General features: G+C 66.7%; 1 protein-coding gene and 1 pseudogene. Both read right to left on the bottom strand.

What is annotated here, in order from left to right:
* Window positions 1–48: 48 nt before the first annotated feature.
* Window positions 49–390, bottom strand: a pseudogene (locus tag AC1DQP_RS21015) (transaldolase family protein); the annotation flags it as partial.
* A 46-nt stretch (window positions 391–436) separates the two neighbouring features.
* On the bottom strand, window positions 437–844 hold the full coding sequence (gene rnk, locus AC1DQP_RS21010) for a nucleoside diphosphate kinase regulator (protein WP_457318572.1): 408 nt from the start codon (window positions 842–844) through the stop codon (window positions 437–439).
* Window positions 845–903: the final 59 nt, after the last annotated feature.

Here is a 903-nt window from a genome sequence, read left to right as displayed (position 1 = left end):
GCGCGGCACACCGGCCGCCTCGTACATCGCGATGAACTGGCGCGCCTAGGCCCCCGTCGCCGCCGTATCGTGGGCCTGGGCGGCATCCACTTCCGTCGACACCCGGCCCGGCACCAGCGTGCTCAGCAGCGTGCCCACGCCAACGGTCAGGCGATCGGCCACCGCGTGCACGATCGTCTCGCGCTCACCCGACTGCTCGCGGCCCCACGCAAGTGCCGTCTCGATCAGGTCCGCATACACCGGCAGATCCAGCGCCTTCTTCACCAGGGTCGGATTGGTCGTGCAGTCGACCGGCTTCAAGCGCTTGATCGCTTCGTAATCACCGGTATCGGCGACCACGACGGACAGATCACGCAGCTGGGTGAGTTTGGACGGAGAAACGGTGTTCATTGCGACTCCTGGTACGAAACGGGGAACCTGCGCAGCGGCAGGGAATTCAGGACTGGGGCTGGTTGTGGACCGCCGTCACACGCAAGCGCAGCTTGCGGCCACCCGGTGCATCCCAGTCCATGGTCTGGCCGACGGCCAGGCCCAGCAGCGCGGTGCCCACGGGCGCAAGGATCGACACCTTGCCCTGCTCGACATCGGCTTCGCGCGGGTAGACCAGCGTCAGCACGTGCTTCTCGTTCTGCAGCTCATCTTCGCATTCCACCCGCGAATGCATCATGACGATGCCCTCGGGCATCTGCTCCGGCGCCACCACCGTGGCCCGGTTGAGTTCGGCGGCCAGGGCCGCAGCCGCGGCGGTCTGGCTGACCGCCGGGGAGTCGAGCATGGCATCCAGCCGATCCATGTCGTGGCTGGAAACGATGATGGACGGGGGCAGCCCGCTGGAAGTGGACATGTAAAGCTCCTTGCGATTGATGATGGCCCATGCAAAAGGCGGCGCCTGCTGGCGCCGCC

It is taken from the genome of Stenotrophomonas sp. P5_A8 (assembly GCF_056400545.1).
The sequence above is the reverse complement of the archived record's forward strand: the minus strand, read 5'-3'. Positions and strand labels throughout refer to the sequence as shown.

Excerpts from the sequence above, each read along its gene's own strand:
- rnk (WP_457318572.1), bottom strand. The coding sequence starts at position 844 with ATGTCCACTTCCAGCGGGCTGCCCCCGTCCATCATCGTTTCCAGCCAC.